At 28.2% G+C, this 319-nt stretch carries 1 pseudogene; it reads right to left on the bottom strand.

Annotated elements, in window-relative coordinates:
- Window positions 1-319 (bottom strand): annotated as a pseudogene (locus KVT11_RS19640) (hemolysin D); the annotation flags it as partial.

The following is a 319-nucleotide window of genomic DNA, read 5'->3' on the forward strand; positions in this document are numbered from 1 at the left end:
CTTTTTTTTCTTCTTCTTTTGGAATAATAAAGACTATTTCTTGACCAGGATCAATTAAATCCCCCTTTTGTATGATAGAGGGAAATTGTACAATTCCATCCTTTTGTGCCTTTATGGTTGTTGTTTGATTTTGCTGAAGTAATGATGTTACTTCCTGTTTTTTCATAAATATTTCTTGTTCTAAAGATTGAATTCGTTGATTAACTGAGATTACCGTATTTTCCCTATACTGATTTAAAGCATCTTTTTTTTCTTTTTGTTTACCAACTTTTGTGATATCAATTTTTTTTCTATCACTTTCTAAAATTTCTTTTCGTTG

The sequence above is a fragment of the Bacillus sp. GbtcB10 genome (assembly GCF_019091365.1).
Classification (GTDB): Bacteria; Bacillota; Bacilli; order Bacillales; family Bacillaceae; genus Bacillus; species Bacillus altitudinis.